Raw genomic sequence first — 21752 nt, forward strand, 5'->3', positions numbered from 1 at the left:
ACTGGCTTTAGCCCACCGTCTGCCTTAGTCGCGACCCCAAAGAAATCGGTTCGACCGTCTTGGCGGGAAAGCGGATTTTTCATATTGGCAGTGCTAGATAAGGAAGGCCTATAAGGCGGATACCTGGGGCGGCTACCGCCCGGACGGTCCCATAGCTCAACTGGATAGAGTAACGGATTTCTACTCCGTGGGTTGCAGGTTCGAATCCTGCTGGGATCGCCAAATAACATGGCTAGCAAGCGTAGCCCGGATGAGCAGAGCGACGTCCGGACTGCCATTTCAGCATCTCGCTGCGCTCATGCAGGCTACACCCATCCTGAACCGTCATGTCGAGCGGGAGTTCAATCCTGAGCGTAAGGATACCCATTGGGAATACGCAAGCTCAGGAGAGACCAACGACGGTTTGCGGCTCAGCAACGATTGACAGTATATTAATTAACCGTAACACTGCCGCCCATCGTATTTAATTTATGGAATGACTTAAAATATGAAATTTAAATATTCGTTCGCTTCATTTATTTCATCGAGTGCCGCATTGGCCGTTGTCGCCCTGGCGGGCGTTCAAACTGCCGATGCTGCTACGGTTTTCACCTCGCAAGCAGCATTCAACGCTGCAACGATAGCCCCCGGCGTTGATACCTTCACAGATTTAGGCGTCGTGTTCTCAGCGCCATCACCCATCACCCGGTCTGCGGGCGCCTACAGCTATTCTGCTGCGGCGGAAACCAGCACCTTCTTCATTGCAGGCACGGTCGCCGATCCTTGGCTGTCTACGAACACCGCAGCGGACTCAATAACCTTTTACAATTTCGCGACCACGATCAGCGCGATCGGCGCGAATTTCTTTGGCAGTAATATTGCGGGACTCTTCCAACCTGGCAGCATCGCACTAAGCTTGACTGATAGCTTCGGCGTGACTTCCCACACGATCATTAATGCCACCACGTCAAGCTTCATCGGCTTCGTCTCCGATGGTACTATTACGTCGCTGACCGTCTCCGCCGTACAACCCGCTGGAAGTTTTCTGTGGCCAACGGTCGATGATTTAAGGCTCGCGCAGGGTCTGACCTCGGCCGTGCCCGAGCCTGCCACCTGGGCCATGATGATCCTTGGCTTTGCTGGAGTCGGCTACATGAGCTTTCGCCGCCGCAAGCAGGCTGCGACCGTAGCCTGATCGTTTACCCCAGCAAGCGACAGAGAGACCGCCTTCGGGCGGTCTTTTTGTTTGCGTCCCCGCCAGTTCACTTCGGAAAGGACTTCCCGTTTTCAGAAAGACCTGCCCTTCTCGGAATGCTCCTCCCACTCCGACTAGATTTCTACCATCGAGTTGCCGGGACTTGCGGAACGTTTGGCGGTTGCCGGCATTCGAATTGTACGTGCTGGTCCGCGCAATGCCTTAACGTGACGAGAGAACCGACTGGTCAGCGCGAAGCGCTCGCTACACGCGCCCCACAGGAGGAACTTGCTCATGCGATGGATTATATCGATAGCAATATTCGCCATATCGGTCTTGCCTGCGCTCGCCGATCGCCAGGTTACTGAAGACGAACGCGCACGGCTCGCCGCTGCGGTTCAGGCTGAAGGATGTTCCGGCGGCAAGTTCGAGATGGACGAAGACGATCAGCAGTTCGAGGTTGACGATGCCGTATGTGCAGATGGAAAGAAATATGACCTCAAGTTTGATATGCAAATGCGGTTGAAACGCAAAAATCTTGATTAATAAGGTCATGCGGCCAATCGAACCCGATGAAGCATCTTATGTTGCGTTATGTTGCGCGGATAGCACGACACGTCCCAAAAGTGGAACCGTCATCGATCTTCGCGCGCGCTGTGTCGGGCCGGCACTAGCCGACGACCCAACAAGAGAGCACCGTGAACGTGGGGAGAGTTCAGAAAGGGGGCAACCACGATGGCGGCGAGAGCAACGCAGGGCAGAACCAAACGGCATCCGTCTGCCTCAAGGAAGCCAATCCGTGAAGGGGCCGCCCGCGAAGGGGCCGCAAAGCTCGCCAGACGGCTGGCCGAGGTGCAGGCACTGCGCAAGCAGGTTCAGAAAGCCGAAGCTGCGCGGCTTTAGTGATCGCCTATGCGGCCTGCCTGATCCGAAAGTCGTCGATCCGCTTGCCGGACTTTAGTTGTGCGGCCAGCCAGCGGGGCTTCTTGCCGCGTCCCGCCCAGGTCTCCGACGGCCGCTCCGGATTCCGATATTTCGGAACGACAGCGGGATAGGGCCGGCGCTCCGTCGACGACTTGGCATGGCGAGACAACTTGCCATGAGATGACTTGCCATGAGACGGCTTGGCACTCGAAGACTTGGCACTCGAAGACTTGGCATGCGAAGACTTGGCATCATCAGTTGCATGTTGAATTTCAATGCCGCGCTGGAGTCGCCTCAGGCGGTTTTCAAGCACGTTCTTTTCCGCCGTCAGTGCCGCCGCAAGCCTGGTGGCAATTTCCTCATGGAGCGCCCACAATTCGTCAGTGGACGTCGACTTGAAGTCATTCCGGTTCATGACGGTCCCCAATCATGATTCAAAGTTTTGAGCCCTCATCGTCGGCCGATAATCTGAGCATAACAAGGCCGATTCAAAACGCTCTGCTGGATCAGGTTAGATGGAGTCGTGCTTCCGCGGAAGAAATATGCGTTGTGCAACGCAAGCTTGATCGAAGGAATTTTCCGAATTCCGACAATACAACCGGAGATTGAGCGCCTCGTCCGGCAGCGGCGGAGGAACCGGTAGCGTGGCTTCGCCGCGCGCATCGCTCCGCTCGGGCGGCTATTTGTGCATTAAGGCCAAAGAAAACTGAAGCGGCACGGGTGACGATTTGCGGTTTGGGCTTATAATGCCGGCCGGAAATTGCTCCGTTGCCCCTGACAAAGGATGCGGGTCGTCATGCCGAGAAAGGGAATCACCGGCCACGACGAATGGGTAGTCACGGAAGCGCTGGCAACGGCACTGGTCGCGCTTGAGCAACTCGAACCGACCCAGCAGTCACGCCAGCAGATGGACGACATCAAGAAATTGCTGGCAGCCAATTGTCAGCCCGGGACCCTTAACCTGCATCTCGCCCAGGCAAAGTGCCGGCTAAACCCCCACGCCGATCGCGCCGCTATCTATCGAGAGTATGGATTTGAGGATCGGGAAGTCTGAAACACGGGCTCGTGGCAAGCGTAGCGTAGCGATATCCGGGTTGCACCCCGCATATCGCGGAGCCTGTCACGGTGCGAGCGCAATTGCGCTCGTCGCCGGGCGCGCAATCGCGCGAGCTCATGCGGGCTACTTGCTCAAGGTATTGAGAGGACATCAGGATGGAGTTGCGACACGCACCTGCCACAGCAACGGCTTTGACGATCCTGGCCGCGACGATTGCCCTGCCCGCACCTGCCCGCGCCCAGACCTACGATCCGAGCTATCCCGTTTGCCTGCAGATCTACCAGGGCGGCATCGCGGACTTCTATTTCGAGTGCCGCTATCAAACGATGGCGCAGTGTGCCGCGTCGGCCTCGGGCCGCTCCGCCCAATGCGTGGTCAATCCATATTATGGCGGGCCGAAGACCAAGCCTGGCAAGCGTCAGCGGCCACAGCAGTACTGAAAATCGCGCGCTTCGACGACCGCGCTACCCATTAGGGCGGCGGCCTCTCCGGCGATTCACCAGCCGTAGGTGCCGAGCGCGAGCGGCCTCGATGGGGCCGCCTTGGCGGTTCGCGTCGTGTCGGGCCTCAGGCAGCGCCGGGCTGCTTCGATCTCGGCGTCGCTCGCGCCTTTGCCGCGGGCCCACTGCTCGGCGGCGGACGCACTGTATTGCGCCACGTAGTAGCGCACGACAGGACACGAAATTCGACGCAACACACCGGACTGTTCACCCGCAAATCCGGCGCTTGATGTTCCAAGACACAGCGCCAGCACACATATCCAACGTAAACCCATGTGATTCCCCTCTGCATAACGAGTGAGGCTGGCTTTCACCGGCGCATCAAGCCTGATTGTGAGTTCCGCATACGGAACAGGCGGAGCTGTGCTTAACCCGCAACTGATACTGTCCCGACGGCGGCTGCTCCGCCCGTGGAACACGGTTTATGCGATGACTAAAATTGTTTGTTTACGAAGAAGGCCGAAGCTGTTTGCCGCCTGAGCGCAATTCGCTAAGCCTTTACTTGCCAGGACCTGACTTGCCAGGATCTGACTTGCCAGGATCTGACTTGCGAAGACCTGGCGAAAACTGTTGGAAACTCCGATGGAATTCGAACGCCGATCGATAGGGAGGACGACGATCTCGAAAGACGCGCTGCTGTTCTTTGATGCGCAGCGCGGTGTCCTCACTTGCCGCGTTCAGGATGTGACGAATTCCGGGGCTGGAATCGAACTCCACACCCTCAATTTGCTGCCGCTGGATTTCGAATTGAGCTTCGACAATTTTCACACCGTTCGCGAATGCCGCGTGATCTGGCGGCAAGGCGATTTCGTCGGCGTTGCGTTTCAAAACTGATCAATCTGCAACCCGGCCTGCATCTTCATCGCTCAAGTGCATGACGCCCCTGCACGGCACGCGGAACTCGGGGAACTAACCCCACGGTGAACAAAACAGCCTTGGCAATGGAACCAACATCGAGACTCCGCGTCGAATCCCCGGGCTTCCGGTTCCTCCGGAACACGACCCAAGCGGCTTGACCGTTCCGGCGCGCCCCTTGCACGCTGGAGTCGTTCTGGGGTCTATGACGGGAGTTCAGCATGTCCTGGGATCGTCCGTTCGCTCAGCCTGTCCCACTCCCGGAGGGACCGCCTGCGCAAACCCTGCGAGACGCCGCCGACTACATCCGGAAGCTTCCTCAGCCAGAACGTGATTGTCAGGAATGGCGGCTTGCCGTCCAGATGCTGATCGATGCCGCCGAAGACCGCGGGCCTATGCTGTTTGCGCGGATGGGAATTGTCAGAGCCCTGGAAGCGCATATCGCAAGGACACTCGGTTCCAAGGGCCAAGGTCCAAGCCAAGGCCAGGATCGAGGTCAAGGCAATCTGAAGTGCGACCGTGACGCCATCTGATTCCCGATCGACATCATCCAGATCGACATCAACAGCGATGTTGCCGAAACGCCTGAAGGCGTTCCAGGCCGAACAGACGAGAGCTCGCGCGCACTAGCGAGCCGCACCAAATCGGTGCGGCATCCGCAGCCTTCACTTTGGCCAAATTCGTGGATCGGCCAAAAATGCGGGTACACCGCGACCGAGCGGCTGAAAGTTTTCTTATGCTACCTGCCTGATGCGGAAGTCGTCGATCCGCTTGCCGGACTTCAATTTTGCAGCAAGCCAACGCGGCGTCTTCCCTCGTCCCGCCCAAGTTTCAGACGGCCGGTCCGGATTCCGAAACTTCGGAACGACGGTTGGATATGGACGCTTCCCTGTCGACGAACTCTCGCGCTCGGCTTCGACGCCACCCTTGAGTTGCTTCAGGCGATTTTCGAGCACACGCTTCTCCGCGAGCAGCGAGGCTGCAAGCCTCGAGGCGATTTCTTCGTGGAGTGCCCACAGCTCATCCGTGGACATCGATTTGAAGTTATTGCGGTTCACGACCGTCCCCAATCATGATTCGATGTAGCTTTCATCGTTGGTAGAAAACATGAGCACAATAAGGCCGACTCAGAACCTCTTTCGGGCCGAAAAGTTCCAGCCAGTTGGCTTCATTTCACAACACAACCGTAACGAATTTGCCGGCAGGCGCACTTCAATTTCCCTTTACAACTGGTGATAGATTGGCCGCACTACGCGCGCAAGGCATGTGTGAACATCCGAAGCTAATGGTGTCTTGTTGACGGTTCCCTAACGGCAGCTGCGCTCGATCATTGCTGTGAACGTTGGGCGCGTTGCGCGTGCAGGTCCGCTACGGCAGCAGCTTAGCACGTGTTATTCTGGCCGCGCGATATCATCCGGGTTACTTAACATCGTTCGGATTACCCAACTCGGCGCAATGCCGCCCTGCCTGCGCGCATCGCACCGAAGCGTTTGGCACCATCTTCGTCGTCACCAATCTCGAGAACGGCAAGAAGATCCGCTGCCCGGTGCAGGACCGCGGCCCCTTCGCACGCGGCCGTTCTCGACTTCTCGCTCGGCGCCGCGCGCCAGATCGGCTGTGACGGCTTGTGCCGCGTCACTGTGCGTCGCGCGGTTACGAGTAGCAGGTGTATTCCAGCTCGCCTCCAGGATGTGGCCTAAACTGCACGGCTGTTGCTGCCGGGTGACATCGGTCGCGCAAGAAACGGATAGTCTGGACTCTGCGGGTCGGCCTGAACGATCGCTGGGCGGCCCCGGTAGTCCGAAACGCTGGACGATGATTGATCCGAAATGCCGGAGCCGGGACCGGCAAGCGGTCGGCTGTAGCGGCAAACCGCCGCCGACGCGCTTGAGGGGCCCACAATAGCCGAGCGCTCGTCTCCCTGGGGTAGGTGTAGGGGCGGCGCCCGGCTATTCGGGCCGCGCGGCGGTGCGGCCTGAACAGGAACTCATTTTTAATTTAAAGAGAATTTAAAAAGCCATTGAATCATAACGATTTTTATGGCCGCAGCCAATTGTTGGCGCTGGCGTCCGGGCTTCAAGGGAACCGAAACGACGCAAAACGGGCCGGAATCCCTCCGAATTGGAAACCGAGCGCCTCCGACGCGTTTCCTATCTCCTGAACTAAAACGGCTGAGCGCAAGGGAATCCGTTGAGCCCGCCACCACCCGAATTCGATCGCGGCGAGGTATTGGTGTGCATGGCGCTGGCGTTCTGCCTGGCCGGCGCATCGACCAGCATCGTCTACAGGCTGCTGGGTTAGGGGCGTCCGGACGGCTATTCCTCGGAGACCGCGAAGAACGGCAAATCCACGTCCATGACAAGGCCCAGGAATACGGCAACGCCGCCGATGACCGCCATCAACTCCAGGAGGACGAAGGCGAGCAGCGCGCTCAATCCGATGGCCGCTTTTTTCCAGCCGTTCCACATGGGCACTCCCTTAGCACCGAAATCCGGCCGTCGGAGCAAAACGGCAATTTAAGGTGAATTTGGAACCCCGGACCCACGGCGGCGCCTCCGGCCTGACCGGCCGTCCATCGCCGGTGTTGAAGTCCTGGCAACCCCCTTGGCGACCAAATGTCAGCATCGGCTTTCAGGCGCGCGAAGCCAAAAGGGAAAGTGCGATGGGCGGGATCGGCTGCAAGATCATCTACGTCATGCTCGTGATCGTGGTGCTACTGATTATCTGGCAATTCCTCGGATCGCTTTGATCGTCGGCACGCAGGCCCGATGACCCGCGCCCCGCGTTGCGTTTTTCCGATTGCGATTGTGCCGATGAAGCGGTCGAGCGGCGAAAAGCGGCTCGGCCGATGCGATGAGGAGTAGACGAGGCCCGGAGTGCCTAGGAGTCCGGGCCTCGTGGCTCCAGTGGTAGCCGTTCGTCGTGATGGACGAACGCCCTGCCCCCCGCTGCAAGCGACGTCGTTATAGATGCGCCGTGCTCGCGCAGCCAATCCGTATGAGTACGGGGCGATATTCGTGCGCATATTCCTTGCGTGTGTCCCGCACGCGAGACCGCAAAATTTCTGCCGGGCCGTCATTGCTGTCGATGTTCACTAATTCGCTGATTGGATCGCGGTGGCCTTGGTAGCGGCGAAGGCCTTGGGAGTTTGCCCTGCCAAGGCCTGATGGGGCCTGTGGTTGTTGTAGTAGATCAGGTACTCGAACAGTTCGTTGGCGAAGTGGTCGAGATTGTCGAAGGTGGCGCCCTCGATGACGTCCTCATCGAGCGTGCGCCAGAAGCGTTCGACCTTGCCGTTGGTCTGCGGCCGATAGGGCCTGGTGTAGCGGTGTTTGATGCCGAGCTCGAGCAGCATGGCCTCGAACGGATGCTCGTCCGGCTTGGTGCGGGCGGCGAACTCGGCGCCGTTGTCGGACAGGATTTCGGTAAAGACGAGCCCGTAGGTGACGTTGAGGGTGTTGATCATTTTCAGGGTCTTGAACATGACCGGCAGCGCCTTCTTGGAGGTCAGGACCTCGGCCCAGGCCAGCCGCGAGCAACTGTCGATCAGGCTGACGATGTAGGCCGTGGCCGGGGGTGGCGCGAGAAACATATCGCGCGGCAATTGATGCAGATCGACGTGGCCGAGCTCTCCGAGCTTGTCCTTGATAATGCGGCGTTTCTCCTCGCGCATCGCCGGCGTGCGGCGGTTCAGCCCATAGCGTGTCAGCACCCGATAGATGGTCGAGGGCGAGGGTATCGTGTCGCGCCGCTCGCGCAAGACGGCATGGATCTCGTAGCGGTTCATACCCTTCTGCCGGCATGCAACGATCTCCGCCTCGATGCCCTCTGGCTCGCGCCGTTCCCGCCATTTGGGTCCACGGCGGCGCGGCAACAAATCTGCCTCATCGCCGCTCTGCAGATAGCGGTTGTAATACTTGCGGAACGTCTGCGAGCAGGTTCCGTGGTGGCGGTAGAAATCCCCAACCCGCTTGAACAGCTTCGACCGGCCCGCCTTTACCGCCTCGTACTCCGGGATCAGGAACCGCCACTTCTGCAGGTAATTGCGTTCAATCGTCCGGTCATAGCTGTTATCGCGCATTGGATCGTCCTCCAGAGGAGCGATCCAATCAGCGAATTAGTGAACATGCACAATTGCGAGCGCAGCGAAGCAATCCATCGCGCGGCATAAAGAAAGAATGGATTGCTTCGCTTCGCTCGCAATAACGTGGTCAGATCGCGGCGTGCGGGATATCCGCCTTCGGGACATGACGAGAGCAGCTATCCGCCGTGTTCTACCGCTTATCGAACGGAATATACTGATGATACTCTTTCGGCACCGAGCTCCGGTAACGCGCGGGCACCGTTCCACGGTCGACCGAACGGTCGATTTCCTGCTGCCGGGTCATCTTGGCCGGTTTCTTTTTCTTCGGTGCCGCCTTCTCCTTTTCAGGAGCCGTGTTTTCAGAAGCCTTGTTTTCAGGAACCTTGTTTTCAGGAGTCTTGGCTTCCGGCGCGGCAGTGGACGTTGCCGCAGGCCCGATCCCGCCGCCCGGCGCGCCCTGCGCCAGCGCGACGCCGGCCGGCATGAATACGAGAGCCGCCGCCGACGCGGCCACCATAACGCGAGACAATTTTTGCATGGGAAGCTCCGGTTCCGGTCAACTCCGTTTCCGGCCCGACCCTATTACGTCCGCTGCCGTCCGCACACCGGGATTTTGGCGAGGCGGACGGGCATGGACTGGCTATGCTTGGCCCGGCTGCAGGTCGTGAAGACGAAGGCCAGCCGGCTGCACTGCCAGTCCGGACCAAGGGCTGCACTGGCGGCTGGCTCGGGATAGGACACGCCGAGCACGACGAAGCCCATGAAGGCCAACGCGACGACGGCGGCGGCGAGAACGAGGTATTTGCGGGTCCACCAATTGTGGGGCATGGCGGTCGCTCCTGTTTCGGAAGCCCGGAAGATAGGAACGACCCGTCGCGGTCCCTGTGAACAGGTTCACATTACACGGGTTTGTGCGGGATCGTGATCGGTGCGGACATGGGTATAACTCACGTAAATCCGTTGCGGACTCACAACCCTTGATCGACACTGCGCATTCGGGGCGAGCGCGTGTGCGGGGCGTGCGATGGACAAGCAGGAAACTGGCTACGACTACATCAGGTACAAGCAATTGCTGGCGGAAGCGGTTGACGAGACCAGGCGGCTCGAGCTGATCGAGACCATGATCAGGGAAAATGCCCGCGACAGGCTGGAGGCGCAGCGAACCGCGGATCGGATCGCGATAACGGCGATGACGGTCGCGCGCGTTCTCGGCCCCCGGTAGCCGTCGCGATAGCTTCTAGGATCGTGCGAAGCGAGCATGGCCAGCGAGCCGACCAGGCCAATCAGCGCGCAGGCGAGAAGGCCATATTGCAGGATCGCCAGCGCCCGGCTTGGGGCTTCGGTCGCAGTTGCCATGTCGTAGAGCAGCCAAGCTGACGTACCCGCTGATCAGCATCAGTTTGGGCCATTTGCTGTTCACGCAAGTCTCCCCTGCTCTACCGGCCCCATTTCGACGCTGGCATTTTGCCCCGGGTTCACTTACCTAGGCGCCATTCCGCGCGTGTGGCGCGTCCAACCCCCGAGAATGAAAGCGACAAGGCCTTTTTTTATGAGTGGATTCAAGGAACCGAACTTCGCGGACCGCCAGAAAGCCGCGATGCAGGCGCGGCAGAACATCCTGGACAAGTTTCGCGCCAAGCCGGGACTCGACGATCCCGAGGTAAAGCGCCGTCAGGCCGAGCGCGAAGCCCAGGCCGCCGCCCGGGCCAAGGCGAGGGAGGCCAAGGAAGCGGCAAAGGCCGAACAGAAGCGTCTTGAGGCCGAGGCTGCGGCGGCGGAAGCCGCCAGGATCGCGCGTGAGAAGGAAGAAGAGGCCGCCAGGCAGGCGGCGCTGGAGGCCGAGCAGAAGGCCAAGCGCGACGCGCGTTACGCCGCGCGCAAAACCAAGGGCAAGAAGAGGTAGGCAAGAGAGAGCGGGCTAGATGCGCGCCGCGGTCTCTTGCCGATGACGGATCAAGCCTTCCCGTCATTCCGGGCCGGTGCGTGAGCGCCAGACCCAGATGCATCCAGACCCCCGATGCATAACGGCGCATCGGGGAATCTCGAACGTCCGGGGGTCGATGTTTAAGCATCGCTCCCTTGCGCAAACGCCTTGCGTTGTCGCGGGGAATGACGGCGCGGCTCAGTTCTTTTTCATGCCGTCTTTCATCATGCCATCGTGCTTCATGCCGTCCTTCTTCATCATGCCGTCGTTTTTCTTCATCGCGTCCTTGGACATCGATTCCTTCTTCATGCCGTCGTCCTTGCCCATCTTGTCCTGAGCGAAGACGGCTGGCGCAAACGCAAGGCCGAGCGAAACGAGCGCAGCAGACAGGCCGAGGCCGATACGGGTCGTGGTGGTCATGGGTGGTCGTCCTTTGGGTTTGGTTGGTTTCTCGATAGCGACGTCTGCCGCATCCTCAAACGACGATGCCGCGACCGGGTTTGTTACCGGCCACATTCCAAAGTTCTTCCCTGGTCACGGTTAGTTGAAGCAGGCAATTGATGGCGGCTGACGCGCCGCGAGTGCCCAGGGTCGGAAGTCTTGTTGACTGCTCTTCTGCGAACGGGTGTTCCCCGGCGTGCGCCGCGGCAGTATCAGGCTTTGCTCTGAGGGCTGGACGCTGGGCTTGCCGTCGCGTGCTATCACGCAGCCTCGAACGATCAGACCAAAGCAACTTCAGACGAAGACCGGCTAACATGGGCTGAAGCGATCCGGATCGCCGACCCAACAACCATTTTGCAGGGGATCAACCATGCTCACACGCCGCCATGTCATCGCATCCGCAGTTGCCGCGCCCGCTGTCCTTCGTTTCGGCACCGGCACCGCCCATCCCGCCACGACAATGAAGATCTCGCACCAGTTCCCGGGTGGCACTATCGACAAGGGCGACTTTCGCGACCGGCTGTGCCGCATGTTTGCCGCTGAAGTCGCCAAGCGCAGCGGCGGCGAGATCGCAGCGGAGGTCTATCCGAACTCCTCGCTGATCAAGACCAACGCGCAATTCTCGGCGATGCGCAAAGGCGCACTCGATATCAGTCTCTACCCGATGCCGTATGCCGGCGGTGAATTGCCGGAGACCAATATCGGCCTGATGCCCGGCCTGGTCGCGACCTACGACCAGGGCCTGCGCTGGAAGAAGGAGCCGGTCGGCAAGGCGCTGACCGACTTTCTCGCCGACAAGGGCATCGTCCTTTTGACCTGGATCTGGCAGGCCGGTGGCGTTGCCAGCCGCTCCAGGCCGATCGTTGCCCCGGAAGACGCCAAGGGGTTGAAGGTGCGCGGCGGCTCGCGCGAAATGGACATGGTGCTGCAGACGGCGGGTGCCGCCGTGCTGTCGATGCCGTCGAACGAAATCTACGCCGCGATGCAGACGGGTGCCTGCGACGCCGGCATCACCTCCTCCACCAGCCTGATCTCGTTCCGCCTCGTAGAGGTCGCGAAGTCGCTGACCTCAGGCGCCGGCGCCTCGTACTGGTTCATGCTGGAGCCGCTGATGATGTCGAAGGCGATCTTCGACAAGCTGCCCAGGAACCAGCAGGACATCATCCTTTCGGTCGGCAGCGAACTGGAAGCGTTTGGCCGCAAGGGCGCGCAGGACGATGATATCGAGGTCGCCAAGGTCTATGAAAAGGCCGGCGCCAAGGTCAGCAAGCTCGACGTGGCGACCGTCAGCAAATGGCGGGATATTGCCCGCGACACTGCGTGGAAGGACTACAGCGCCAAGACGGTGATGTCGGCCAATCTGCTGAAGCTCGCCATCGACGTTGCCCCATGACGCACGGTCCGCTTCCGGATCAACGCCCCGCGCCCGCCACGATCGAGCCGCCGCCGACGACCTGCAACAGGTCGGTTCGCACCGCCTCGATATGCTGCTCCAGAAATCGGCAGGCGTGGTCGATCTCTTTCGCCCGGCACAGCTCGATCAGGTGAGCGTGCTCCTTTTCGGCCGTGCCCATTGCCTTGGTATTAGAGAGCTGCAGACGCGTGTAGCGGTCGCTGGTCTGCAAGAGCGCCACGACGATCGCCTTGGTACGCGGCTGCCGGGCGTGAACGTATAGCGCCATATGGAAGTCGGCATTGAGCTGGCCCCACTCGCTGACATTGCCCGCCTTGATCGCCTTTTCGAAGCGCTTCTGGATGTCGTCCAGCCCGGCAAAGTCTTGTTCCGTAAAGTGCGGCGCAGACTGCGCCAACAACCGCGGCTCCATGATCCCGCGCAGATCGAACACATCGTTGATTTCGTCCAGCGACAGCTCCGAGACGATCGCACCTTTTTGCGGGACGATGCGCACCAGCCCCTCGGCCTCGAGCTGAAACAGCGCCTCGCGCACGGGAATGCGGCTCACGCCGTAGGTATCGCCCAGCGCGTCCTGCCGAAGCTGCGAGCCGGCCGGATAGGTCCCGTCGAGAATGGATTGCCTGAGCTGGTCGACGATCGCAGCCGACAGCGTCCGGTGCTTCAGGGGGCCCTTCATTTGATCTTCCGTCGTCATGGCCGGCCTTTCCGATCGGGGCGGCCCCAATTTCGCATGTTGACGTGGTCCCGACCCAGCAAAAGCTAAGCGACCCCCGCAAATCTCATTTGACAGGATTGTATAAATTATACATTTTTGAAGTGCACGGTAAATCTCAGGGTAGCGGGGGCTCTTTATGATCGAGCAGACGATTGCGGATGCGCCGGCGTTAAGCGCCCGGCGGATCGTTGTCAGGACCTCGAGTCTCCTGCTCGCTTTCGAACGCATCGCCTTGATGGGCTTGATGTATCTGCTGACGGCCTTGATCCTGGTGAACGTCGTCACCCGCTATTCGCACTTCCCGATCTACTGGATCGATGAATCGGCCGTCTATTGCGTGGTCTGGCTGACCTTCATCGGCGCCTCCGCCATGACGCGGTTGCGGCTCGATTTCGCGGTCACCATGATGACCGAGCGCCTCTCGGCGCGGAATCAGAAGATCGCAAAAGTCATCGCGACGGGCATGGTCGTCGTATTCGGCGTGGCCCTGATCGCCACCTGCTTCCTCTGGATGGACCCGATCGGTCTCGCCCGCGCCGGCTTCGACGCGCGCAAGCTCGCCGCCGAGACGTTCAACTTTCTCTACACCGAGCGCACGCAGACGCTGAACTGGCCGACCTGGGTGGTCTACCTGACGCTGCCGATCTTCGCGGTGTCGATGACCGTTCATGGCCTGGCAAACCTGCTGGAGGATCTCGAACTGGTCCCGCGGACGCCGCCAAAGGGTTTTCAGCTCTCCGAACTCGACGGGGTCAACTGATGATCACCTCGGCCGCGTTCATCGCGATCATGCTGGTCGGGGTGCCGATCGGGCTATGTCTTTGCCTTGCCGGCTTCGTTTACATCATCGCATCGGGAAATCCGGTCCTGTTCCAGTCCTACCCGCTGCAGCTGTTCGGCGGCGTCGACAGCTACGGCCTGATCGCCATCCCCTTGTTCATTCTGATCGGCGAGATCATGAATGGCGGCGGCATCACCCGGCGCATCGTCGACATGGCGATGGCCTTTGTCGGTTCGCTGAAGGGCGGGCTGGCCTACGTCAACATCCTCGCCAACATGTTCATCTCCTCCATCCTGGGATCTGCGACCGCGCAGGTCGCGATCATGGCGCAGATCATGGTGCCGGAGATGGAAAAGAAGGGCTACGACAAGACGTTCGCGGCGGGACTGACCGCCTATGGCGGCATGCTCGGGCCGATCATCCCGCCGTCGGTGATGTTCGTCGTCTACAGCGTGCTGGCGCAGGTCTCGGTCAGCGACATGCTGATTGCTGGCATCGTGCCGGGCGTCATCCTGACGGTGATGTTCTGCGTCGTCATCGCGCTGATGGGATACGTCTACAATTATCCCAAGGCCGATTATCAAACCCCGCGGCAGCGGGTAGCAACGATCCTGCGCACCTCGCCGACCTTGCTGATCCCCATCGTGATCGTCGGCAGCATCCTCGGCGGCCTCGCCAACGCGACGGAGTCCGCGGCCGTCGGCGCGGTGGCGGCGGCCCTCATCGGAAAATACTGGACCAGGGAGTTCGAGTTTTCGCAACTGCCGCAGATGATGCTGCGCGCCGGCATCTACTCGGCCATCGTGCTGTTCCTGGTTGCTGCCGCAGCCGTGTTCTCCTGGGTGCTGATCTTCGGCAAGGTGCCGCAGGAGACCGCCGCATGGATTCAGACAGTGGCCAAAGATCCGGTCAGCTTCATGCTGCTCTGTAATGTGATCCTGCTGGTGATCGGCACGGTCATCGACGGCATTCCCGGCCTGATCATGACGGTGCCGATCCTGCTGCCGGTTGCGACCGAAATCTATCACATCGATCCGCGTCACTTCGGGGTGGTCGTGGTGATCAATCTGGTGCTCGGATTGCTGTCACCCCCGGTCGGTCTTTGCTTCTTCGTCGCCGCAGCCGTCACCGGGGCCAAGCCCGGAAAGATGTTCATGGTGACGCTGCCGTTCTTCGTCATCAGCTGCGTCCTGCTGGTGCTGCTCTCGCTCTATCCGTCCCTCTCCCTCGTCCTCATCAAGTAGGTCCAACCCCCCAAGGAGCCTTGCCAATGTCTCTTTCACGTCGCCGCTTCCTTGCCGCCAGCGCAGCCGTGCCGCTGTTCGCGCCGTCGCTCGCGCTTGCCCAGGCCAAGGAATTTCGCCTCGGCCTCATCACGCCCAATGGCCATTCCTGGAACAAGGCGGCGCTGAAGCTCGGTGACGATCTCAAGGCGGCCACCAACGGTCGCCTGACCATGACGGTGTTTCACTCCGGCCAGCTCGGCAACGAGCCGGCCATGATGCAGCAATTGCAGTCCGGCGCGCTCGACATGGGCTTCATCCAGGCCGCTGAGCTCGGCTCGCGCGTACCGCATATTGCGGCAATCAATGCGCCCTACATCGTGCGCTCGACGCCGTCGGTCGCGAAGTTCGTCCGCCATCCGGCGGCGATCAAGCTGTTCGAGGCGTTGCCGCAGGAAACCGGAACGATTGGATTGGGCTGGGGCATCACCGGCATGCGCGCCATCTTCTCGGCGAAGGATTTGACCGGTCTCGCCGACATCAAGGGGATGAAGCTGCGCATCAACCCGACGCCGGTCTATCGCGATTTCTATTCCTCGCTCGGCGCCGCGCCGACGCCGATCCCGACGCCCCAGGTGTTCGACGCCATGGCGAACGGCCAGGTCGACGGCCTCGAGGCGGATCTGGAGTTCTCCTGGAACCAGCGCTTCGACAAGGTTGCGAAAGTCATCCTGCAGATGAATGCCGTCTTCATGCCGATGGCGGCGGTCGTCTCCGGCCGTGTCTGGCAGTCGTTGCCGGCGGCCGACCGGGAGCTGATCACCAAGACCGTCAAATCGACGCTCGATGCGCAGATCGATGAACTGGCCGGCAATGAGCCCAAGCTGATCGAGAATTTCAAGAACGCGCCGATCCCGATCCGTCAGGTCCCGGCCGGCGATACCGAGGCCGTCATCGCCGAGTTCGACAAGATCTGGCTGCCCAAGGCGCCCGTCCTTGCCGAGTTGCGAAAGATCGGCGCGACGCTCTGATCCCACCCATCGTTTCCAAGCCAAAGCTCGGCGGATGTGACAATCCGCCGGAAAATTCCAATCGGAGCCAAACAATGAGCCCACGCATTTCCTGGGAAGGCGTCTTCCCGGCCGTTACCACGCAATTCAATGACGACCTGTCGCTCAATATCGATGCAACCGCAAAGGTCATGGACGGCCTGATCCGCGACGGCGTTTCTGGATTGATCGTCTGCGGGTCCGTCGGCGAGAACACCTCGCTGGAGCGCAAGGAAAAGATCGCCATCATGGAGACGGCCAAGTCGGTCGCGGCCGGCCGCGTGCCGGTGCTGTGCGGCATCGCCGAGTTCACGACGGCGTTTGCCGTCGAAACCGCCAAGGAGGCCGCGCGGGTCGGCATCGACGGTGTGATGGTGATGCCGGCGCTGGTCTATTCCTCCAAGCCGCACGAGACCGCCGCGCATTTCCGTTCGGTTGCCAGCGCGACCGATCTGCCTGTGATGCTCTACAACAATCCGCCGATCTACAAGAACGACGTCACGCCGGATATTCTCGCCACCCTCGCCGACGTCGAAACCGTCGTCTGCTTCAAGGACTCCTCCGGCGACACGCGGCGCTTCATCGACACCCGCAACATGGTCGGCGATCGCTTCGTGCTGTTCGCCGGCCTCGACGACGTCATTGTCGAAAGCGTCGCCATGGGCGCCGTCGGCTGGGTTTCGGGCATGTCGAACGCCTTCCCGCGCGAGGGCGAGACCCTGTTCCGTCTCGCCAAGGCGGGGCGCTATGCCGAGGCGATGCCGCTGTACGAATGGTTCATGCCGCTGTTGCACCTCGATGCCCGTCCGGACCTCGTCCAGTGCATCAAGCTTTGCGAGCACATCATGGGCCGCGGCACCGCGCTGACCCGCCCACCGCGCCTCGCGCTGCTGCCGCACGAGAAGGCCGAGGTCGAGGCGATGATGGCGAAGGCGCTGAAGAACCGGCCGATGTTGCCGAACGTTGGCTTGAAAGCCGCGTAAGCGGCCTACGTCGCGGCCCGCATCTTCGCATTCAGCGCCGCCGCGACGCGGCTGACCGGCGGGCGGCCGATCAGCACGCTCACGACATTGGTCGCCGCGACCAGCTTTGCCATGTCGACGCCGGTCGCAATGCCCATGCCTTCGAGCATGTAGACCACGTCCTCGGTTGCGACATTGCCGGTCGCACCGGGGGCGTAAGGGCAACCGCCGAGACCGCCGGCGGCGGAATCGATCACGCGGCAGCCCTCCTCCATCCCGGCATAGAGATTGGCCAGCGCCTGGCCGTAAGTATCGTGGAAATGCATCGCCAGATTGGCCATCGGCACATCGCCCGCCACTGCGCGCAGTAGCTGCCGCGCTTTCAGGGGCGTGCCGACGCCGATGGTATCGCCGAGCGAGATTTCGTAGCAGCCGAGGTCCCACAGCACTTTGGCGACATCGACCACCGCCTGCGGCTTGATCTCGCCCTCATAGGGGCAGCCGAGCACGGTGGAAAGGTAGCCACGCACCCGCACGCCGTCGGCCTTGGCGCGGGCCAGCACCGGCTTGAACCGATCGATCGATTCCGCAATCGAGCAGTTGATATTGGCACGCGAAAAGCTTTCCGACGCGGCGGCAAACACCGCGATCAGCTTGGCGCCGGCCGCCTGCGAGGCCTCGTATCCTTTCTCGTTCGGTACCAGCACCGGCAGTTCGCAGTTCACGTGATGGCTGACGCCGCGCAGCACCTCGGCAGATCCAACCATCTGCGGGATCGCCTTGGGCGAGACGAAGGCGCCGACCTCTACGGTGTGGAGGCCCGCAGCGATCAGTGCCTCGATGAAGGCGATCCGGTCGGCGACGCTGATCGGGGTCCTCTCGTTCTGCAGCCCGTCGCGCGGGCCGACTTCGACGATATGGACGCGATCGCTCATGACGCCACCGGTTCGACTTCGGCAAGTTCGACGCCTTCGCTGACGATATCGCCGACCTTGCACTTGATCTTCTTCAGCACGCCCGCAAAGGGCGCACGCAGGGTTTGCTCCATCTTCATGACTTCAAGCGTGAGGATCGCAGCGCCCTTTTCCAGCGCCGCGCCCTCTTCGGCCAGCAGCGCCACCACAGTGCCTGGCAAGGGCGCCACGATCTTGTCCTCGCCGACCTGCTCCTCGGTTTCGCCGCCGAACGGATCGACCCAATGCAGATCGAAGCGGCCGTTGCGGGTGCGCAAATAAAGCTCATGGCCCTCGATCACGGCAGTGACGCGCGATTTCATGCCGTCGATCGTCAGGTCGAAACTCCCGCAATCGGCAGGCGAGGTCGTGAAAACGAATTCGTGCTTGCCGATCGATACCGTCGATGGCCCGTTGCCATAGTGCAGTGTCACCTTGTGCTCGGCGCCCTGCCCCTGCCGGAACGAGAACACCCGCTGCCGCTTTCCGACCGGCATCCAGCCAAACGTCTGCCACGGCAAATGGGCTTCCTTGCGCGCCGCCTTCTGCTCGTCGTTGACGATCGCGGCCACCGCAGCACAAAGCTCGAGATCGCCAGCTGCGCCCGAGGCTTCCGTCAGCTTCTTCAACTCGCGCTCGATGAAGCCGGTATCGATGGTGTTGGCGCGCACGTTCGGGTGCGTGATCAAGGCCGACAGGAACGGAATATTGGTGACGATGCCGCGGACGTCAGTCTCTTCCAGGCCGCGGTTGAGCCGCTCGATCGCGGCCTGACGCGTCGGCGCCCAGGCAATCACCTTGGCCAGCATGGCGTCGTAATACGGCGACACCGCATCGCCAACGCGATAGCCGGCGTCGATCCGCAGGCCGTCGACGGCGTCCGGCGTGCGCCAGGTCTTGATCCGGCCCACGGAAGGCATGAAATTCTTCTGCGGATTTTCCGCGTAGACGCGCGCCTCGATGGCGTGGCCGTTCAGCTTGATCTCGTCCTGCTTGAGCGGCAGCTTCTCGCCGAACGCCACCCGCAACTGCCACTCTACCAGATCGACGCCGGTAATCAGTTCGGTCACGGGATGCTCGACCTGCAGGCGGGTATTCATCTCGATGAAGAACACCTCCTTGCCGTCGGAGACGAACTCGATGGTGCCGGCGCCGACATAGTTCACCGCACCGGCCGCCTTGCGCGCGGCGGCGCAGACCGCTTCGCGTTGCGTGGCGTCCAGCGTCGGCGACGGCGCTTCCTCGATCACCTTCTGATGCCGCCGCTGCAAGGTGCACTCGCGCTCCCAGAGCGAGAGCAGATTGCCATGGCTGTCGCCGATGATCTGCACCTCGATATGCCGGGGGTTTTGCACGAATTTTTCGATCAGCATGCGGTCGTCGCCGAACGCCGCCTTGGCCTCGCGCTTGGCGCTGACGATCGCCGCCGCAAGTTCTCCGGCCGAATTCACCACGCGCATGCCGCGTCCGCCGCCGCCGGCGGAAGCCTTCACCAGCACAGGGAAGCCGATCTTGTCGGCGGATTTTGCCAGCGTCGCCTCGTCCTGGGCCTCGCCGTGATAGCCCGGCACCAGCGGCACGCCGGCCTTTTCCATCAGCGCCTTCGAGCCCGACTTCGAGCCCATCGCGGTCATCATCTCGGCGGTAGGGCCGACGAATACCAGGCCGGCGTTCAGGCACGCCTGCGCGAACTCGGCGTTTTCAGACAGGAAGCCGTAGCCGGGATGGATGGCCTCGGCGCCGGTCTGGCGCGCGGCTTCGATTACGCGTTCGATATTGAGATAGCTGTCGCGTGCCCGCGCGGGTCCCAGCAATACGGCCTCATCGGCCATAGCAACATGCATGGCGTCGCGGTCGGCCTCGGAATAGACGGCGACGGTGCGCAGACCCATGGCGCGCGCGGAGCGGATGACGCGGCAAGCGATCTCGCCCCGGTTGGCGATCAGGAGCGTGCGAAAACGCCGGTAGAGTTTTGCGCGGTCCATCATCACATCCTGAACAGGCCGAATTTGGTGGGTTCGATCGGCGCGTTGGCAGCCGCTGATAATCCAAGGCCAAGCACCAGCCGCGTGTCGGCGGGATCGATCACGCCGTCGTCCCACAGCCGCGCCGTGGCGTAATACGGATTGCCCTGGTGTTCATATTGCGCACGGATGGGCGCGCGGAACTTGTCCTCTTCCTCCGCCGACCAGCACTCACCCTTGGCCTCGATATTGTCGCGTCGGACCTGGCTCAGCACCATGGAGGCCTGCTCGCCGCCCATCACGGAGATCCGCGCGTTCGGCCACATCCACAGAAAACGCGGGGAATAGGCGCGGCCGCTCATGCCGTAATTGCCGGCGCCGTAGGAGCCGCCGATCACGACAGTGAACTTTGGCACGCCCGCGGTCGCCACCGCCGTCACCAGCTTGGCGCCGTCGCGCGCGATACCGCCGGCCTCGTATTTCTTGCCGACCATGAAGCCGGTGATGTTCTGCAGGAACACCAGTGGGATATTGCGTTGGCAGCACAGTTCGATGAAGTGCGCGCCCTTCAGCGAGCTCTCGCTGAACAGGATGCCGTTATTGGCGATGATGCCGACCGGATAGCCCCAGATGTGGGCAAAGCCGCAGATCAGCGTCGTGCCATAGAGTTTTTTGAACTCGTCGAACTCCGAGCCGTCGACGATCCGGGCGATGATGTCGTGCACGTCGAACGGTTTGCGCCCGTCGGCGGAGACCACGCCGTAAATTTCCTCTGCAGGGAACAGTGGCTCCCGCGGCTCGCGCATGTTCAGCGCCGCCCGCGTCGGCTGCTTCAGCGTGGCGACGATGCGCCGGGCGATTCCGATCGCGTGCGCGTCATTCTGCGCGTAGTGATCGGTGACGCCGGAATGCCTGGAGTGCACGTCGGCGCCGCCGAGTTCTTCCGCTGTCACCACCTCGCCGGTCGCGGCCTTCACCAGCGGCGGCCCGCCGAGGAAGATGGTGCCTTGATTGCGCACGATGATGCTCTCGTCCGACATGGCAGGCACATAGGCGCCACCGGCGGTGCAGGACCCCATCACGATGGCGATCTGCGGAATGCCCTGCGAGGACATCTGCGCCTGGTTATAAAAGATGCGGCCGAAATGCCGCTCGTCCGGGAAGATCTCGTCCTGCATCGGCAGGAAGGCGCCGCCGGAATCGACCATGTAGACGCAGGGCAGATTGTTCTGCCGCGCGATGTCCTGCGCGCGCAGATGCTTCTTTACTGTCATCGGGTAGTAAGTGCCGCCCTTGATGGTGGCGTCGTTGGCGACGATGACGCATTCACGCCCGGAAATGCGCCCCACCCCGGTAATGACGCTGGCGGAATGGACGTCGCCGCCATAGAGGCCGTTAGCGGCGAGCGGCGACAATTCGAGAAAGGCGGTGCCTGGATCGATCAGCAGGTCAACGCGTTCGCGCGCCAGCATTTTGCCGCGCGAGGTATGCCGCTTGCGCGCCGTCTCGCCGCCCCCGCCGGAAACCACTTTAAGCTTCTCGCGAAGCTCCGCCACCAGGCCGCGCATCACGTCGGCGTTGCGGGCAAACTCAGAGGATGTGGGATCGATGGTGGAGTGAAGCGGCATGGTCGGCGTTTTCTTTGGATGCTGGAGTGCCCTGGGATGGCTTCAGGATGGCCGGAACAGCCCATTCGAAGAGAATGCGACAGCCTGTATCATCTTTGCCC

General features: G+C 61.4%; 27 protein-coding genes and 1 tRNA gene. 15 read left to right on the plus strand and 13 right to left on the minus strand.

All coding sequences use genetic code 11. The annotated features are described in order from the left end of the window. The first annotated feature begins 145 nt into the window (after nucleotides 1-145). Both V1294_RS21945 and V1294_RS21950 read left to right on the plus strand, forming a co-directional pair. Nucleotides 146-222 (plus strand) — tRNA-Arg (locus tag V1294_RS21945). Nucleotides 223-487: 265 nt separating this feature from the next. Beyond that, nucleotides 488-1174, plus strand: coding sequence for a PEPxxWA-CTERM sorting domain-containing protein (locus V1294_RS21950; protein ID WP_334500078.1), 687 nt, complete (start codon nucleotides 488-490; stop codon nucleotides 1172-1174). Between the two features lie 264 nt (nucleotides 1175-1438). Here V1294_RS21950 and V1294_RS21955 read toward each other — a convergent pair whose 3' ends face one another. Beyond that, on the minus strand, nucleotides 1439-1729 hold the full coding sequence (locus V1294_RS21955) for a hypothetical protein (protein ID WP_334500079.1): 291 nt from the start codon (nucleotides 1727-1729) through the stop codon (nucleotides 1439-1441). 355 nt (nucleotides 1730-2084) lie between these two features. Continuing rightward, complete coding sequence (locus V1294_RS21960) at nucleotides 2085-2513, minus strand: H-NS histone family protein (RefSeq protein WP_334500080.1); 429 nt, start codon at nucleotides 2511-2513, stop codon at nucleotides 2085-2087. A 381-nt stretch (nucleotides 2514-2894) separates the two neighbouring features. On the opposite strand from V1294_RS21960, the gene V1294_RS21965 reads away from it, so the two are divergent. Together V1294_RS21965 and V1294_RS21970 are read left to right on the plus strand one after the other, a co-directional pair. After that, nucleotides 2895-3152: a hypothetical protein gene (locus tag V1294_RS21965; RefSeq protein WP_108519525.1), complete on the plus strand. Its 258-nt coding sequence runs from the start codon at nucleotides 2895-2897 to the stop codon at nucleotides 3150-3152. Nucleotides 3153-3310: 158 nt separating this feature from the next. After that, nucleotides 3311-3595: a DUF3551 domain-containing protein gene (locus tag V1294_RS21970; protein ID WP_334500081.1), complete on the plus strand. Its 285-nt coding sequence runs from the start codon at nucleotides 3311-3313 to the stop codon at nucleotides 3593-3595. A gap of 56 nt (nucleotides 3596-3651) precedes the next feature. Here V1294_RS21970 and V1294_RS21975 read toward each other — a convergent pair whose 3' ends face one another. Further along, nucleotides 3652-3930, minus strand: coding sequence for a hypothetical protein (locus V1294_RS21975; RefSeq protein ID WP_334480645.1), 279 nt, complete (start codon nucleotides 3928-3930; stop codon nucleotides 3652-3654). Nucleotides 3931-4237: 307 nt separating this feature from the next. On the opposite strand from V1294_RS21975, the gene V1294_RS38065 reads away from it, so the two are divergent. Next, nucleotides 4238-4489: a PilZ domain-containing protein gene (locus V1294_RS38065; RefSeq protein ID WP_442895369.1), complete on the plus strand. Its 252-nt coding sequence runs from the start codon at nucleotides 4238-4240 to the stop codon at nucleotides 4487-4489. Nucleotides 4490-4731: 242 nt separating this feature from the next. After that, on the plus strand, nucleotides 4732-5043 hold the full coding sequence (locus V1294_RS21985) for a hypothetical protein (protein WP_334500085.1): 312 nt from the start codon (nucleotides 4732-4734) through the stop codon (nucleotides 5041-5043). Between the two features lie 201 nt (nucleotides 5044-5244). Here V1294_RS21985 and V1294_RS21990 read toward each other — a convergent pair whose 3' ends face one another. Then, entirely contained in the window at nucleotides 5245-5568 is a 324-nt protein-coding gene (locus V1294_RS21990; protein ID WP_244608466.1) for an H-NS histone family protein, read from the minus strand. Between the two features lie 299 nt (nucleotides 5569-5867). Between V1294_RS21990 and V1294_RS21995 the strand changes: the two genes are divergently transcribed. After that, nucleotides 5868-6131, plus strand: coding sequence for a hypothetical protein (locus V1294_RS21995; RefSeq protein ID WP_334500087.1), 264 nt, complete (start codon nucleotides 5868-5870; stop codon nucleotides 6129-6131). A gap of 694 nt (nucleotides 6132-6825) precedes the next feature. On the opposite strand, the gene V1294_RS22000 is transcribed toward V1294_RS21995, so the two are convergent. Continuing rightward, nucleotides 6826-6978 (minus strand): hypothetical protein, encoded by a 153-nt coding sequence (locus V1294_RS22000; RefSeq protein WP_334500090.1) that lies wholly within the window; start codon nucleotides 6976-6978, stop codon nucleotides 6826-6828. A 53-nt stretch (nucleotides 6979-7031) separates the two neighbouring features. Here V1294_RS22000 and V1294_RS22005 point away from each other — a divergent pair, with 53 nt between their 5' ends. Further along, complete coding sequence (locus V1294_RS22005) at nucleotides 7032-7259, plus strand: hypothetical protein (RefSeq protein ID WP_334500093.1); 228 nt, start codon at nucleotides 7032-7034, stop codon at nucleotides 7257-7259. Nucleotides 7260-7604: 345 nt separating this feature from the next. On the opposite strand, the gene V1294_RS22010 is transcribed toward V1294_RS22005, so the two are convergent. The 3 genes from V1294_RS22010 to V1294_RS22020 form a co-directional block, all read right to left on the minus strand. Then, the gene (locus V1294_RS22010) at nucleotides 7605-8591 is read right to left on the minus strand and encodes an IS481 family transposase (RefSeq protein WP_334494773.1); all 987 of its coding nucleotides are present in this window, start codon (nucleotides 8589-8591) and stop codon (nucleotides 7605-7607) included. Nucleotides 8592-8784: 193 nt separating this feature from the next. Next, nucleotides 8785-9078: a hypothetical protein gene (locus V1294_RS22015; RefSeq protein WP_334500095.1), complete on the minus strand. Its 294-nt coding sequence runs from the start codon at nucleotides 9076-9078 to the stop codon at nucleotides 8785-8787. Nucleotides 9079-9176: 98 nt separating this feature from the next. Further along, nucleotides 9177-9422, minus strand: a complete 246-nt coding sequence (locus tag V1294_RS22020; RefSeq protein WP_334480638.1) for a hypothetical protein — start codon at nucleotides 9420-9422, stop codon at nucleotides 9177-9179. A gap of 196 nt (nucleotides 9423-9618) precedes the next feature. On the opposite strand from V1294_RS22020, the gene V1294_RS22025 reads away from it, so the two are divergent. Together V1294_RS22025 and V1294_RS22030 are read left to right on the plus strand one after the other, a co-directional pair. Further along, nucleotides 9619-9816: a hypothetical protein gene (locus V1294_RS22025; protein ID WP_334500097.1), complete on the plus strand. Its 198-nt coding sequence runs from the start codon at nucleotides 9619-9621 to the stop codon at nucleotides 9814-9816. A gap of 327 nt (nucleotides 9817-10143) precedes the next feature. Next, complete coding sequence (locus V1294_RS22030; RefSeq protein ID WP_334480635.1) at nucleotides 10144-10497, plus strand: DUF6481 family protein; 354 nt, start codon at nucleotides 10144-10146, stop codon at nucleotides 10495-10497. Between the two features lie 219 nt (nucleotides 10498-10716). Here the strand turns inward: V1294_RS22030 and V1294_RS22035 are convergent, their stop codons facing one another. Further along, nucleotides 10717-10938, minus strand: coding sequence for a pentapeptide MXKDX repeat protein (locus V1294_RS22035; RefSeq protein WP_334500099.1), 222 nt, complete (start codon nucleotides 10936-10938; stop codon nucleotides 10717-10719). A 391-nt stretch (nucleotides 10939-11329) separates the two neighbouring features. Between V1294_RS22035 and V1294_RS22040 the strand changes: the two genes are divergently transcribed. Next, nucleotides 11330-12352 (plus strand): TRAP transporter substrate-binding protein, encoded by a 1023-nt coding sequence (locus V1294_RS22040; protein ID WP_334500101.1) that lies wholly within the window; start codon nucleotides 11330-11332, stop codon nucleotides 12350-12352. Between the two features lie 19 nt (nucleotides 12353-12371). Here the strand turns inward: V1294_RS22040 and V1294_RS22045 are convergent, their stop codons facing one another. Next, nucleotides 12372-13052: a GntR family transcriptional regulator gene (locus tag V1294_RS22045; protein ID WP_334500104.1), complete on the minus strand. Its 681-nt coding sequence runs from the start codon at nucleotides 13050-13052 to the stop codon at nucleotides 12372-12374. Nucleotides 13053-13227: 175 nt separating this feature from the next. Between V1294_RS22045 and V1294_RS22050 the strand changes: the two genes are divergently transcribed. The 4 genes from V1294_RS22050 (at nucleotide 13228) to V1294_RS22065 (ending at nucleotide 17127) form a co-directional block, all read left to right on the plus strand. Next, a complete protein-coding gene (locus V1294_RS22050) occupies nucleotides 13228-13851 on the plus strand; it encodes a TRAP transporter small permease (protein ID WP_334500107.1) in 624 nt (207 codons plus the stop codon). Beyond that, nucleotides 13851-15116, plus strand: a complete 1266-nt coding sequence (locus V1294_RS22055) for a TRAP transporter large permease (RefSeq protein ID WP_334500109.1) — start codon at nucleotides 13851-13853, stop codon at nucleotides 15114-15116. The genes V1294_RS22050 and V1294_RS22055 overlap by 1 nt, the downstream gene beginning before the upstream one ends. A gap of 26 nt (nucleotides 15117-15142) precedes the next feature. Then, on the plus strand, nucleotides 15143-16126 hold the full coding sequence (locus tag V1294_RS22060) for a TRAP transporter substrate-binding protein (RefSeq protein WP_334500111.1): 984 nt from the start codon (nucleotides 15143-15145) through the stop codon (nucleotides 16124-16126). A 74-nt stretch (nucleotides 16127-16200) separates the two neighbouring features. Continuing rightward, the gene (locus V1294_RS22065) at nucleotides 16201-17127 is read left to right on the plus strand and encodes a dihydrodipicolinate synthase family protein (protein WP_334500113.1); all 927 of its coding nucleotides are present in this window, start codon (nucleotides 16201-16203) and stop codon (nucleotides 17125-17127) included. A 5-nt stretch (nucleotides 17128-17132) separates the two neighbouring features. On the opposite strand, the gene V1294_RS22070 is transcribed toward V1294_RS22065, so the two are convergent. Genes V1294_RS22070 through V1294_RS22080 form a run of 3 tightly spaced genes read right to left on the minus strand, consistent with a single transcriptional unit; the run spans nucleotide 17133 to nucleotide 21651 of the window. Further along, on the minus strand, nucleotides 17133-18041 hold the full coding sequence (locus V1294_RS22070) for a hydroxymethylglutaryl-CoA lyase (RefSeq protein ID WP_334500115.1): 909 nt from the start codon (nucleotides 18039-18041) through the stop codon (nucleotides 17133-17135). Further along, entirely contained in the window at nucleotides 18038-20044 is a 2007-nt protein-coding gene (locus tag V1294_RS22075; RefSeq protein WP_334500118.1) for an acetyl/propionyl/methylcrotonyl-CoA carboxylase subunit alpha, read from the minus strand. Before V1294_RS22075 ends, V1294_RS22070 begins: the two co-directional genes overlap by 4 nt. Before the next feature lie 2 nt (nucleotides 20045-20046). Next, entirely contained in the window at nucleotides 20047-21651 is a 1605-nt protein-coding gene (locus tag V1294_RS22080) for a carboxyl transferase domain-containing protein (protein WP_334500120.1), read from the minus strand. Between the last annotated feature and the right edge of the window lie 101 nt (nucleotides 21652-21752).

Source organism: Bradyrhizobium sp. AZCC 1678 (assembly GCF_036924765.1).
Classification (GTDB): Bacteria; Pseudomonadota; Alphaproteobacteria; order Rhizobiales; family Xanthobacteraceae; genus Bradyrhizobium; species Bradyrhizobium algeriense.